Genomic DNA, 12,383 nt, shown 5'->3' with positions numbered 1-12,383 from the left:
GGGTCCTCCACGGGCGGGACAGCCGGGTCAGGCGCGCAGGGCAGGGTCGGTGCGCAGGCGGGCGAAGGCGCAGAACAGGCCGAGGGTTTGCAGGGCGGCACAGGCGGTGATGACGTGGCCCAGCGCGTCGGGCGGGGTGAGCGCGGTGAGCACGCCGGCGAGGGGGAAGGGCAGCAGGAGGATGAGGATGGTGGCCGACAGGGTGCTGCCGAATGCCTCCGGGGGGATCAGGCGGGAGCGCAGGGTGCGCAGGACGACCGCCAAGCCGCCATCGGCTGCCATCAGGACTGCGACCATGACCAGGTAGGACAGGTAGTCGGGGGCCAGGGCGGCTGCGAGACAGGCGAGCGAAGCGATGACGGAGCAGGCGACTCCCACCGGCCACAGGCCCAGGCGGTCCAACGCGAACCGACAGACGGTGACGGCCACCAAAGTGGCCGCCGCTGCGGCGGACCACACCAGGCCGACGGCCGTGGTGGACTGCCCGAAGTGCTGGACGACGATCACCGGACCGGCTGCCTGGAGAAGGCCGATAGACAGGTTGGACAGGGTCAGCCCGGCCACCAACCAGCCGAGCGCGGGGAGCGCGCGGATGGTGCGCCACCCGGTGACGAGCCCGGCGCCGGGCCGTCCCTTCGGCGCGCGGGCCGGGGCCACGGGTGAGGGCGGTGTGCGCAGGGCGAGCAGCGCGGCAAGCAGCGAGAGCACGGTGACCACCGCGAGCATCGACGGCGGCCCGGCGAGCAGCAGCACGCCGGCGAGCGCCGGTCCGGCCAAGGTCGCCGTCTGGTCGATGCCGAGCAGGGCAGCCTGGACACGGTGAGCCCGAGGTCCCGCTCGGCGGCCGGCGGCGGCACCTGCAGTCTCGACGGCGATGTAGCTGAACTCAGTGAGCACACCGGTCGCCGCCGCCAGCACCATCACCGTCACGCTCGCCGCAGCACCGGACGGGTAGAGGTACAGCAGGACAGCGCCGGCGGCGAGAGCCAGCGCCCGTCCCAGGGAGGCGAGGTGGAAGACCACCGAGGCGCCGCGTCGGTCGACGATCGGCCCGGCCCACCCGAACGCTGCCAGGCGCGGGATCCACTCCAGGGCGAAGGCGGCCCCTGTCAGTACGGCGGATCCAGTCGTGGCCAGAACGAGCAACGGGATGCCGTAGGTGGACATCGCGAATGCCAACGCGTCCGCCGTGCGCGGCAGGTAAATGCTGCTCATCAGCCCTGCCGTGTGGCGTGCGTGCCGGGGTGTGACCGCTGCGCTCACGCGGCCCGCTCGGGCTCGGCCCTGGTCACCTGGGGGTTGCCGGCCAGCCACTGGATCAGGTGCGTGCGGACGCGCGCTAGGTCCGCCTCAGCCTCCGCGCTGATCGGGTGCGCGTCGGGCAGGGGTGCGGGGCGGTCGGCGTTCCCGGGGGTGAGTGAGGGTGCCAGCAGGCCGAGAACGTGCTGGATGCGGCTGCTGAACTCGCAGACGGCGGCGGGGGCCGAGTGACGCCGCGCCCACCGGGCTAGCGCGTCGTACAAGTCGGCCAGTTCCATCCCGGAGTCCGTGAGTTCCAGACCGGCGCCGGACGCGACCCGGACGAGGCCGTGGGCACGGGCCGTGTCGGATGCACTGCGCAGTTGGTGCGCGGAAAGGTCGGGCAGGGTGCCGGCGAGCCGTCGCGGCGGTATGGCGCCGTTGTCGTCGATCTCGGTGATCAGACGGATCAAGGAGCGTGAGGCCAGCAGGTCGATGACCTGGCGCGCTTCGGCAGGGGGGAAGGAAGTGCTCATCGGCGCGGGCCTCCCGCCGGGATGGCTGCCGTCGGGCGGCCGGTGGCAGCGTGCGAGAAGAGGTCGCGGTGGTGCCACACCGGGGACGACCCAACCGCCCGAGCAGGTGGAAGCGCCACGGGCGCCGGCCGTGACGGGCTGCTGACCCACGGCCTCGGCGCGCTCTTGGCCTGCGGCTGCCCCCAGACGGGGTGGCTGGCTGCCTGGTCGAGGGGTTGCCCGGCGGACCAGGCGGACAGCGTGCCGAGGACGGGGCCCAGGGCGTCGCCGGCGGCGGACAGCCGGTAGGGCCGGCCGTTTCCCTCGGTATCGGCCAGACCGTCGGCAACGAGCAGGCGCAACGGCGGATAGATGTTGGTCCAGTCGCTGCTGGGCATCACGATCCGGGCCAGAACCCGGCCACTGACCTCCTTACGCGACTTGAGCACCCACAGGATGGCGGCAGCATGGCGCCGGGTGAGCAGGGTGAGGCTGTCCTCGATCTGCTCGATCGCGGCCAGCGGGCGCTCCGCCTTCTCCAGGTGCTCTTCGGCCCAGGTGACGATCATCGGCAGGATCGGCAGCAGGGCAGTGGCTCGCTCGGTGTGGCCGTAGGTGACGTGCCGTGCGGTGTGTTCGGTGCGCTCGACGAGACCGGCGTCGCACAACGACTTCAACTTGGGGTGGAGCTGGCCGTTCTGCAGCCAGGACACCTTGGCCGCCAACTCGCTGTAGCGCAGCGGCGGGCCGGAGAGGGCCAGCAGGATCCTCACGTTCCAGCGCGGGGTGATCATGGCGAGGGCCTCGGTGACCCGGGCGATGTCGGCGTCGGCATCGGGGGGCAGAGCGGTGATGGCCAAGGGAGGAACTCCTGGGTGAAAGAAGGGGGAATCGCCTGGGGGTCGGGTCAGCGGCTGTGCGCCGCGCTCTGCGCCATAAGGGGCGCGGCCGGAGCAGGCGGCGCGGGAGTCGGAGAGGCAGACGTCGGGGCCGGGACGCGGGCCAGGCTCTGCAGGACGGCTGCGACCGATGTGGCCTGGGCCTCGCGGACGGCGACGGCTTCGGCGAGCCGGCGGGTGCCGTCGAGGAGGTGGGACACCTCGTGCAGGCCGATCTGCCGCTCGGGGTGGACGAGCCGGGCCAGCTGGTCGCGGTGGAAGTCGATGCTGCGCTCGGCCAGGGCGAGGGCGCCGTGCATGCCGAGCAGGGCGGACAGCATGCCGGGGGGCTGGTCCTGTGCATGGGCTTCGAGGTCGGCGAGCGGTGCGCCGTACAGGTCCTCGATCCGGTCGGCTATGTCGGTGGACGTGAGGTGGGGCAATCGGGGGCTTTCACGGTCGGCGGGCCCGGGCCGCCCCGGCACGCTGGGGTGCCGGGGCGGCAGACGGGGGCAGGGTGGCGGTGGCCTTGAGCTGTGCCGTGCGAGCGGGCCGGGTTTGCTTTGCAGGCGGGGGCATGGTGCGCAGCAGCTCGCCGAGGGCTGCGCGGTAGCCGTCGCGGGCCTCCAGTGCTGCTTCCAGCCACTGCGCGTCGAAGCGGAGCTTGTCCGCCGACAGTTCGCCCATGTCCCGCTCGGGGTCCATGTCGGCATGGACGCGGTCGCGGACGCGGGCGACCTGCTCCTCGGTGAGCGCCAGGAACGAGCGCAGCTCCAGGGCACGGGCTAGCTCGGGTGAGGCATCGTGGCCGGCAGCAGCCTCGTACAGCTCGGGTACCGGGTTCCCGAAGACCTTCTGCAGGTCGGTGTCCATGGTGCTGGCCTTGTCCCGGCTCATCGGGCGAACCTTGCCGGCCGCCACGCCGACGCCGGCGCGGGTGTCCCTGCGGGACGATGGGGAGCGCTGGTCTGCACTGCCGGGCCGCTTCGGGGCCGGATGCGGGCCAGGCGCTCTGCGGCGAGGTCCTTCTTTCCCGGGGCGTCCGGGTCGAGGAGCCACCGCACGACCATGGCCCGGCCGTCGCGGGTGGTGACGGCGGCGTTCACCCGATGGGCGAGGCCCATCGTCGGGTCGTCGACCTCGCTGGGCTGGGTCTCAAGGGCGGCGAGGAGGTCGTCCTCTGCGCGCTCCAGCACGGACTGGGCCTCGACGAGAAGGCCGTGCCACTTGACGACGTCGGTGGCGTCGGGGTTCGCGGTCGGAGCGGCGGCGACCGCGGCCTTCAACTGGTCCATGCCCATGCCGAAGCGGGCCTCGATCCGTTCGGTGAGCACGCCCACGACATCCGCAGACTCCTCGGATATGCCGTCGGTCAAAAGGGATCTCCTGTTCTGGAAAGGCCGGTGCCTGCGGAATGTGAGGGGCGGCTGTACTCGATGCCCCCGCCGCTGGGCGGGACGTGCTGGATCCAGTCAGTCCAGACACATGCGGACGTCGCGGTAGACGTAGGTGCCGGAGACCCAGCCCTTGACGCCGGTCGTCTTGTCCGTGATGTAGAGCCAGTTGCCGCTCTTCTTGGACACGCTGAACTTGTGGCTCTTGTAGAGCACGCCGAGCGCGGTGGACTTCGAGCTGGCCTTGGACCGGATGGTCACGGCGTTGGTGTGCACCGTGTACGGGAGCGGCGGCAGGTTGTGGCAGCTAACGGCAGGGGTGGCGGTTGCTGCGGTGGGTTCGGTCGCGGCGCTGGCGGGAGTGGCGGACAGCGCCGGCAGCGCGAGCGTGCCGAGCATCGCCGCGGATATGGCGATTCGGGTGGAGCGCATGCGGAAGAAACCTCCGTGAAGGCGCAGGGAATGCGGGGAAGTGGCCGCGGGAGTTGTCCCCGGCGGCTGTATAAGAGTCCGGAGAATCGGCGGTTTGGCTAACCGGCGATCGTCGGCTATGTTGCGCCGCCCGCGACTGGAACAGCGCTCAGCGAGAGCGGCCGGGCGGATGCGGGGCAGGGGCCTTCGCTACACCTGCCGGGCGGCTGGGGGTGACTGCCGGGCGGACCGGCGGGAGCGGCCCGGCCTTGCCGGTGAGGCGGTCGTCGCACCACTGCAGGGCCTCTCCGGCCGTGTCGAAGCCGCCCTCCCGCAGGGTGTGCGTCCACGTCTCGGTATCGACCTCCTCGACCACCACGCGGAACGGGCTGGGGACTTGCTCGTCCTGTGCACGCAGTACCACGACGATGACCATGTCGTCCGGGTCGTCGCTGGTGTAGGAGTAGCCCATGGCGTAGTGGTCGCCGTCGCCGACGAGGCGTCGCTCTAGTGCTCGCGTGGCCTCGTCCGCCGGTGGCGGGCCCAGTTCGGGGTGGAGGCCGATGGCTTCGGGCGGGCAGCCGCGGTGGATGAGCCAGGACTGCGCCATCGCGGGCAGCGGCAGCTGAGCGTGCTCGAAGCTGAACATGCGCTTCTCGTGGTCCCGTTGCAGATGCACGGCGAGCACCTGGGGCATGCCGGGGCGTCCCCAGGTGGCGGTTCGGTCGAACAGCAAGTAGTAGCTGTTCGGGCCGTCGTGGTGTTCGGCGAGGGGGACGAGCATGTCCTCGTGGACAGCGACCTTGCGGTAGAAGTCGAGGTACCTCTCCTCGTCGGAGTCGAGGTCGTCCAGCTCGAAGTCGACGTGGGGGATGGTCTTCCGGGCCGGCGCCGGTTCGGTGGGGGACAACAAGAGCCTTTCGGTGGATCGGTGCAGTTCAGCGCCGCTTCGCTGGAGTGGACGGCGGGGCACCGGGGCGAGCCGGGCTCGTCGGCGCATGCGTTGCAGGAGTCCGGCGGGCGTCCAGCAGTGCGGCTCGCCCGGCGTCGGTGAGGGAGACGGGCTGGCCGGCGTGCACAGGGTGGCTGGTGTCCCGGACGGTGAGGCCGGCGCGTTCCAGCTGCTGCATCTGGGGATAGGGGATGCGGGTGCCGGAGGAGGCGGTCACGGACAGTCGGCCTGTCAGCAGGTGTTCGTGGAGCTTGGCACCGCCGGCGATGGCGAGCAGTGCCGCCCGGTCGTCGGTCGAGAGTCGTCCTTCGTCGGGCGTCGATGCTGCGGCGGCGGCCTCGATGGGCTCCAGGGCGGCGAGCACCTCTTGGGCGGCGGCGTCGCGCGCGTTGGCGGCTTCCTCCAGCTGGTCCACGGTGCGGTCGATGCGTACGAAGAGGGCACCGTCGACAGGGAACTCACCGCTCGTGAGACGGTTGAGCAGCTTGAGGTAGAAGGTGACGCCGATCTGGGCGCTGGCCAGCGTGCGGTGCCGGTCGACCAGCTGGGCGTGCGGGTCGTCGAGGGCGCCGCGGTCGCGGTAGGTCCACAGGGTGTCGATGTCGTGGCCGGTGACCGCTTCGAGGCGGTGGTCGAGCTGCGTGACCGCACGCCGGGTGGGTGTCGGCGCGGGTTGAGGGGGCATGGGCGGCGCTCCGTGCGTTCAGCGGGTGGGATGGTGCGCGGGGTTGGGTGCGGGGCGGGGCAGGCCCGGCAGTGCGGCAGGCGGCGGACCAGGCCGGGGCTTGGGAGGACGGGTGGTCAGCTGCGGGGAACGCGAGCGGGCCGCGTGCGTCCGAGCGCTCAGCGGCCGGCGGGTCATCCCCAGGCGGCGGCCGACCTCGTCGTAGACGTCGTTGCCCGCACGCGGCCGTACCGCGACGACGTGGATCTCCTTGGGGTGGGCGGATTCCGCGGGCGCCGGGCGGACGCCGTAGACGACGCGCCAGTCCTTGCGGCGGTCCACGAACAGCTTCCGGAATCCCTCCAGGTCGCCGTCGAGGCGCTGTCCGAAGCGCTGGGCGTTCACGACTTCCTGCAGGTAGGCGAGGGTGAGGTCGCGGATATCGCTGGGGGCCTGAAGGAGATCGGTCAGCGCGCGAGGGTCGAAGCTCAGTCCGAAGGCGGGCTGTCCCGCTCCCGCGGTCATGGCGTCGGCTCGCCCGGCTCGGCAGTGCCGGCGCCATCCGCCGTGGCCGCGGTCTCGGTGCGCACGGACGGCGGCGGGCCGGGCAGGAGACGGTGAGCGGGCCGGTCGGGGGAGGTCATGCAGGCCGACAGCGGTCCGCCCGGCGCGCGAATCGTGGCGACGGCGTGGGTGAGGAAGTCGCGGTGCCACACGAACAGGCCGGAGAGCCCGGCTTCGGGGTCCTTGTGCTGCTGGTAGGCGAGCCACAGGGCGTGGAGCCAGGCCACGACGTCGTCGTGCTCCTGCCACTGCAGGCACCAAGGTGCCGCGGTGGTGACCTCCGCTCCGTAGACCGGGAGGAAGAAGTCGTCGACCCAGTCCGAGAGGGCGTCGAGTTCGTCTTCCCGTTCCTCCCCGTCGAGTTCCAGGATCGGGCGAGGCTCCGGCGGAACGGCGGCCGGAGGCCCGCCGAGTCCCGGCATACCGAACGCGGCGAACGGTGACCCGCTCGGCGCCGGCGCGGATGCGAGGTGGTCGAGCTGCTGAGCCTGTTGCGCCGACTGCTCCATGAGCCGCCGCACGCTCGCCTCGATTCCCTCCAACTGCGGATCCGGAATACGAACCGGCTCCAGCTCCCCATCGTCAGACGGCCTTGCGGATTCGGACATTGAAAGTTCAGCCTCCTACGAGACACGGGTTGGGAGAAAGGCGAAGGCGTCCTTGCACGGACCGGGCAGTGAAATTGCACGTCCGCTCCGGCGGTGCTCCGCCGGCGGCTCAGCAGGGAGCCGGTTGCGTTGGCGGCAGGAGAGGACGCGGCTCAGGTGGCGAGGACCACGTCGTCCTTGGTGAGGGTGGCGCGGATCGTCTCGGTGAGCCGGTCGGCCGCGATCGCCGCGTAGTGCTCGGTCTTCTCCACGCCGATGAAGTCCCGGCCTTCCAGCAGGGCGGCGACGCCCGTGGAGCCGGAGCCGGCGCAGAAGTCGAGGACCGTGCCGCCTTCGGGGCTGATCTTGACCAGCTCGCGCATCACCTCGACCGGCTTCTGCGTGATGTGCTGGCGCTTGGACCCCGAGGGCTGCGAAGCCGAGTACATACCCGGTAGGTAGACCGGGTTCCGGGAGCCGTCGATCGGCCCCTTGGACGCCCAGACGATGAATTCGCAGTTCTGGGTGAACCGGCCCTTCTGGGGCCTGGCCTGCGGCTTGTGCCAGGCCAGCACACCCCGCCACAGCCACCCGGCCGCCTGGATCGCGTCCGTCGTCGTGGGGAGCTGGCGCCAGTCGGTGAACAGCAGCGCGGTCCCGCCGGTCTTCGTCAGCCGGTGCGATTCGGTCATGATCTGCGTCAGCCAGAAGCCATAGGAGCGCTGGTCCATGTTCTCGCCGGTGAAGTCGGCAAGGTCGTTCTTGGAATCGGCGGAGGTGTACTTCTGCTTCGCGGAGCGGGTGGTGCGCTCCTTCGCGGTCCGGCCGCCGCTGTTGTACGGCGGGTCGGTGATGACGGAGTCGACGCAGCCGTCCGGTAGGCCGGAGAGAACGGCCAGAGCGTCGCCCTGGTGCAGGGAAAAAGGCAAAGAGGAACCCCTATTCGGGTGCGGAAATCGCGGAGGGAAACACCGCCTCGCACAAGCGTCCTCGCGGGCCGGAACCGGGCATGCAGAAGCCCGTGGCCGCAGACCGAGGAGGGCGAGGGGGAGTCAAAAAACTGTAGAGGCGAATCCGCCGACGACCAAGAAACCCTTACCGATGTACCGGTTTTCGGCACCTCACGCCGAGCTTTTTGGTCAACCGCCGATCCGCACCTACTGTTTTTGAACCGCCCGGCGCACACCGCCGCTGGCTACATCCTCGCCACACCTCATGGAGATACCCCTGCCCCGGCACACCTAGCTCACAGCCGGCCGCGCGGAGCGAGCGGCAACTCCCCCGCACCGGCCCGCCTCCGATCGCCCACCCCGGCTGCCGCGCCCTTCCACCACGCCTCGCGAACGCGGCACGCCGGACACCACATCCCGAAGGACTCGTTCATGACGTCTGACCACCCATCCATGCCCGAACCCGCTGACCGGCGAGCGGTCCGCTCGGGTTGAAGGCACTCGCCGCCGGCATCGGCGTCGTCTTCCTCTCCCCGATCCTGCTCGCCGGCGCCGGCATGATGCTCGCCTCCTCCGCCGAAGCCGTACAGAGCAGCAGCTCCTTCAGCAACTGCCTGACCGACATCGACAGCGACAAGGTCGCCGAGCAGGTCACCAAGATTCTCGACGGCGCGTCCGGCAGGGACGTTGACATTGAGGGCCTGGACCTGCCCGCCGAGCAGGTCCCCAACGCGGCGACGATCGTGGCCGCCGGCCTCTCGCTCGACGTTCCCAAGAAGGGACAGATCATCGCGCTCGCCACGGCGATGCAGGAGAGCCGGCTGCGCAACCTGGGCTACGGGGACCGCGACTCCCTCGGTCTCTTCCAGCAGCGTCCGTCCCAGGGGTGGGGCCGCGCCCAGCAGATCCGCGACCCAACCTACGCGAGCGAGCAGTTCTACAAGCACCTGCTCAAGGTGGACGGCTGGCAGCAGATGACCGTCACCCAGGCCGCGCAAGCCGTGCAGAAATCCGGCCTGCCGGACGCGTACGCGCAGTGGGAGAACCTGGCCACCGCGTTGCAGGCCGCCATCGTCAAGACCTTCCCTGGCGCCGGGGATGCCACGGATGACAAGGACGAGAAGCCGTCGACCAGTACGACCGGCTGCGCGCCGGGCCAGGACGGTTCCGGCTTCGGCCGCATCCCCGAAGGGAGCGTCCCCAAGGGCTACTCGATCCCCAAGGACGCCGACCCGAAGGCCCGTAAGGCCATCGAGTGGGCGATGCACCAGCTCGGCACGCTCTACCAGTGGGGCGGATCCTGCACCAACGCACACGGCCCCGACCCCATGGGCCGCTGCGACTGCTCCAGCCTGATGCAGCAGGCGTACGCCCATGCTGGCATCACGCTCACCCGCACCACATACACGCAGGTCAACGAAGGCAAGGCTGTCTCGCCCGCTCACCTCAAGCCCGGCGACCTGATCTTCAGCCGCGGTACCGCCGCACGGCCTGAGCACGTCGGCATGTACATGGGCGAGGGCCTCGTGATTGAGGCGCCACGCACCACCAAGCCGGTGCGGATCACCCCGATCAAGGACTGGGACATTCTCGCCGTCCGCCGCGTCCTCTGACGCCGCCCCGCCCGGTGTCAGCCCGGGCGGGCCGGGCTGACGCGGCCACTTCCGTGCCCTTCGCTCGCCTCTCCCTCCGCTTTCACCTTCCCGTTGGGCCTCGCCGGGCCCGCGTATGCAAGGAGCCTCGCACCACCTATGTCCGTCCCTCTCGCAGACCGCGTCATCCAGCTCGCCTACGACCCAGGAATCACGCCCAAAGGCGGCGGGCTGCCTGGCCTCGCCGTGCTGAAGAACGTGGTCAACAGCATCAACATGTTCGGGATCATCGCCGTCGTCGGCGCCCTCGCCGTCTCGCTAGGCGTATGGGCCTGGGGCCACCACACCGGTGGACACCAGGCCGAGGCCAACGGGAAGAAGGGCGCCGTCGTCGCCGCCGGCGCCGCCCTCGGTCTGGGTGCCGCGAACGGCATCGTGGCCTTCTTCTCCGGCCTGGGATCGCAGGTCCACTGATGCGGAAACGCTTCCCCTCCTCTTCGCTGTCCTCGTACGGCTCGGGCTGGTCGACGAACCAGCGCATCGCGATCGGCGCCACCGTTGTCGCCGTTCTACTTGCCCTCGCCGGGGTCGTTGCCCTGCTGACCGGCGGTGGCAACAGCCAGCAGACTCCCGATGCCGCGCCACCGGCTCCCACGGGCGGCCCGTCCCACTCCGAGGCTGCTCCCAAGCCTTCCTCCGGGTCCGGGTCGGTGCCCAAGCCGCCGCAGATCGCCGAGCCGGTCGCCTACGCCAAGGCAGCGGCCCAGATGCTCTGGTCCTACGACACCCGCGACACCAGCCGCGACCAGCAACTCGCCGGCATGCGCGCCTGGATGACCACCGAGACCAAGTACGCCGACTGGACCTCGGTCGCAGGCCAGGTCCCCGACCCCGTGCTGTGGTCACGGATGGCCGACCAGGACCAGCACGCCACCGCCCACATCACCGAAGGCCACTACCCCGGCGCGTTCAAACAGGCCCTGGCCGAGGATCCGTCCGCGATCACCGAGGCGTACATCTACGTCGTCACCGTCAACGGCAAGCAGACCCTCAGCTGGAAGAAGGGCGGCGGCGGAGCCGAGGAACGCGCCGTGACCCTGGCCGTCCAGTGCCGCCCGAACCACGACTGCACCCTGGCCGCCATCGCACCGAGCGTCACGCAGTGACCCGCGTCTGAGACACGAAAGAAGGAGTAACTCCTCGTGGGTTTCTGTGATTTCCCCCTGGCGGACAAACTGTGCGCCGTCGGCGACGCGGTGGACTTCGCCTCGGACCCGGGCAAGGCCATCGGTGACTGGATGGCGAAGTCCGCCGGTGAACTGGCAGCCGCCGCAGCCGACCTGGCCGCCGAAGCCGTCAACACCACCACCAAGGTCGATCTGAACGCCGGGTGGTTCCGCGACAACTACGAAATGCTGTTGCCGCTGGGCCTGGTCCTGCTGGTCGCCACCTTCTGCGCGCAACTGGTCCGGGCCGCCATCAGACGCGACGGGCAAGCCCTTACCCAAGCATTCACGGGCACCGCGTCCGGAGTCCTGTTCGCCTTCTGCGCCATCGCCCTGACCACAGTCGCCATCGAGGTCGTGGACGCCGTCAGCGACGGCCTGTTCAAAGCCGCACACCTGAACATCGAATCGGCCGTGCGCCGCGTGGTGAAGGTCAGCCAAATCGGGGCGCTGTCCGGTCTCGGCTGGCTCGTCCCGGTCGTCACCGGACTCGGCGCCGCCATCGGCGCCTTCCTCTACTGGTGCGTGATGATGGTCCGCAAGGTCGGCATCCTCGTCATGGTCACCCTCGCGGTCTTCGCCTCCGCCGGCGGCGGCTGGGAAGTCGCCCGGCGCTGGCGCAAGGGCTGGATCGAAGCCACCGCCACCCTCGTCGTCTCCAAGCTCCTGATGACCGTCATCTTCGTCCTCGGTATCGCCGCCATGGGCAAGACCGAAGCCAATGACGGCATCGCCGCGCTCGCCGACGTCATGTCCGGCATCGTGATCATGGTCCTGGTGCTGCTGTGCCCGTACGCCGTCTTCAAATTCGTGCACTGGGCGGCCGACGGCACCGACGGCGAGTCCATCCACCGTGCCGGTGGCGCCGGGGCCCAGATCGCCAAGGCCCACGCCGAGAAGGCCGCCCGCAAGGCCGCCGCAGCCGCAGCCACCGCCGGAACCGGTGGCGCCGCAGCCGGAGCAGGTGGCGCTGCCGCCATGGGGAGTGCCGCACCGCAAGGCCCCGACGGCGGCGGATTCCCCGGCGACATCGCCACCGACCCGACCGGCGGCGAAGGCAAGGACGGTTCGCAGGGCGGTGGTACGGGAGGCTCGCCCGGCGGCGATGCCGTCAAGTCCGGCCTGGAGAAAGCCGTCCAGCCCGCGCCGACCAGCGTGTCCGACGACACCAGCGGCCAGGTGGGAGGCAGCCCTGGACCCGGCGGATCCGGCGCGCATGCCGCGTCCGGCCAGGGCGGCGGATGGCAGACCACTCCGCCGACAACGACACCGCCTCCGCAGGGCGCACCCCCGTCCTCCGGCTCACAGGACGCCGCGTCGAGCGGGTCGGCACCGCCGCCGCCTCCGACCGGCCTCTGATCCCTGCCCGACGCCCGGGGGCGGGACGTGCACACCACCTCCCGCCCCCGGC

The 12,383-nt window shown here is 70.6% G+C and carries 16 protein-coding genes; 4 read left to right on the top strand and 12 right to left on the bottom strand.

What is annotated here, in order from left to right:
- Positions 1–27: 27 nt before the first annotated feature.
- The 12 genes from ACFYOJ_RS19420 to ACFYOJ_RS19365 form a co-directional block, all read right to left on the bottom strand.
- Positions 28–1,215, bottom strand: a complete 1,188-nt coding sequence (locus tag ACFYOJ_RS19420) for an MFS transporter (protein ID WP_289625165.1) — start codon at positions 1,213–1,215, stop codon at positions 28–30.
- A gap of 44 nt (positions 1,216–1,259) precedes the next feature.
- Positions 1,260–1,775, bottom strand: a complete 516-nt coding sequence (locus ACFYOJ_RS19415; RefSeq protein ID WP_061441564.1) for a hypothetical protein — start codon at positions 1,773–1,775, stop codon at positions 1,260–1,262.
- Positions 1,772–2,614, bottom strand: a complete 843-nt coding sequence (locus ACFYOJ_RS19410) for a helix-turn-helix domain-containing protein (RefSeq protein WP_114533912.1) — start codon at positions 2,612–2,614, stop codon at positions 1,772–1,774. The genes ACFYOJ_RS19415 and ACFYOJ_RS19410 overlap by 4 nt, the downstream gene beginning before the upstream one ends.
- 47 nt (positions 2,615–2,661) lie before the next feature.
- Positions 2,662–3,075, bottom strand: a complete 414-nt coding sequence (locus tag ACFYOJ_RS19405; protein ID WP_181849708.1) for a hypothetical protein — start codon at positions 3,073–3,075, stop codon at positions 2,662–2,664.
- A gap of 10 nt (positions 3,076–3,085) precedes the next feature.
- Complete coding sequence (locus tag ACFYOJ_RS19400) at positions 3,086–3,529, bottom strand: hypothetical protein (RefSeq protein WP_061441567.1); 444 nt, start codon at positions 3,527–3,529, stop codon at positions 3,086–3,088.
- Positions 3,526–4,008 (bottom strand): hypothetical protein, encoded by a 483-nt coding sequence (locus tag ACFYOJ_RS19395; protein ID WP_061441568.1) that lies wholly within the window; start codon positions 4,006–4,008, stop codon positions 3,526–3,528. The genes ACFYOJ_RS19400 and ACFYOJ_RS19395 overlap by 4 nt, the downstream gene beginning before the upstream one ends.
- Before the next feature lie 96 nt (positions 4,009–4,104).
- Positions 4,105–4,425, bottom strand: coding sequence for an SH3 domain-containing protein (locus tag ACFYOJ_RS19390; protein WP_061446785.1), 321 nt, complete (start codon positions 4,423–4,425; stop codon positions 4,105–4,107).
- A gap of 181 nt (positions 4,426–4,606) precedes the next feature.
- Positions 4,607–5,350 (bottom strand): hypothetical protein, encoded by a 744-nt coding sequence (locus ACFYOJ_RS19385; protein ID WP_114533914.1) that lies wholly within the window; start codon positions 5,348–5,350, stop codon positions 4,607–4,609.
- 25 nt (positions 5,351–5,375) lie between these two features.
- A complete protein-coding gene (locus ACFYOJ_RS19380; RefSeq protein ID WP_114533916.1) occupies positions 5,376–6,074 on the bottom strand; it encodes a hypothetical protein in 699 nt (232 codons plus the stop codon).
- A gap of 18 nt (positions 6,075–6,092) precedes the next feature.
- Complete coding sequence (locus tag ACFYOJ_RS19375; RefSeq protein WP_054100375.1) at positions 6,093–6,578, bottom strand: hypothetical protein; 486 nt, start codon at positions 6,576–6,578, stop codon at positions 6,093–6,095.
- On the bottom strand, positions 6,575–7,126 hold the full coding sequence (locus tag ACFYOJ_RS19370) for a DUF4913 domain-containing protein (protein WP_061446786.1): 552 nt from the start codon (positions 7,124–7,126) through the stop codon (positions 6,575–6,577). The genes ACFYOJ_RS19375 and ACFYOJ_RS19370 overlap by 4 nt, the downstream gene beginning before the upstream one ends.
- A 251-nt stretch (positions 7,127–7,377) precedes the next feature.
- Positions 7,378–8,133, bottom strand: coding sequence for a site-specific DNA-methyltransferase (locus tag ACFYOJ_RS19365; RefSeq protein ID WP_061441571.1), 756 nt, complete (start codon positions 8,131–8,133; stop codon positions 7,378–7,380).
- A 512-nt stretch (positions 8,134–8,645) separates the two neighbouring features.
- Between ACFYOJ_RS19365 and ACFYOJ_RS19360 the strand changes: the two genes are divergently transcribed.
- The 4 genes from ACFYOJ_RS19360 to ACFYOJ_RS19345 all read left to right on the top strand — a co-directional run bounded on the left by ACFYOJ_RS19360 (position 8,646) and on the right by ACFYOJ_RS19345 (position 12,331).
- A complete protein-coding gene (locus ACFYOJ_RS19360; protein WP_061441572.1) occupies positions 8,646–9,767 on the top strand; it encodes a C40 family peptidase in 1,122 nt (373 codons plus the stop codon).
- A 138-nt stretch (positions 9,768–9,905) separates the two neighbouring features.
- On the top strand, positions 9,906–10,220 hold the full coding sequence (locus ACFYOJ_RS19355) for a DUF6112 family protein (RefSeq protein WP_054100372.1): 315 nt from the start codon (positions 9,906–9,908) through the stop codon (positions 10,218–10,220).
- A complete protein-coding gene (locus ACFYOJ_RS19350) occupies positions 10,220–10,912 on the top strand; it encodes a hypothetical protein (RefSeq protein ID WP_061441573.1) in 693 nt (230 codons plus the stop codon). The genes ACFYOJ_RS19355 and ACFYOJ_RS19350 overlap by 1 nt, the downstream gene beginning before the upstream one ends.
- A 36-nt stretch (positions 10,913–10,948) precedes the next feature.
- Positions 10,949–12,331, top strand: coding sequence for a hypothetical protein (locus ACFYOJ_RS19345; protein WP_061441574.1), 1,383 nt, complete (start codon positions 10,949–10,951; stop codon positions 12,329–12,331).
- Positions 12,332–12,383: the final 52 nt, after the last annotated feature.

Origin of the sequence: Streptomyces sp. NPDC006384 (genome assembly GCF_042870695.1) — a bacterium.
In the GTDB taxonomy this organism is placed as follows: Bacteria; Actinomycetota; Actinomycetes; order Streptomycetales; family Streptomycetaceae; genus Streptomyces.
Note: the sequence above shows the minus strand (reverse complement) of the source record. Positions and strands in the feature narration are given on the sequence as shown.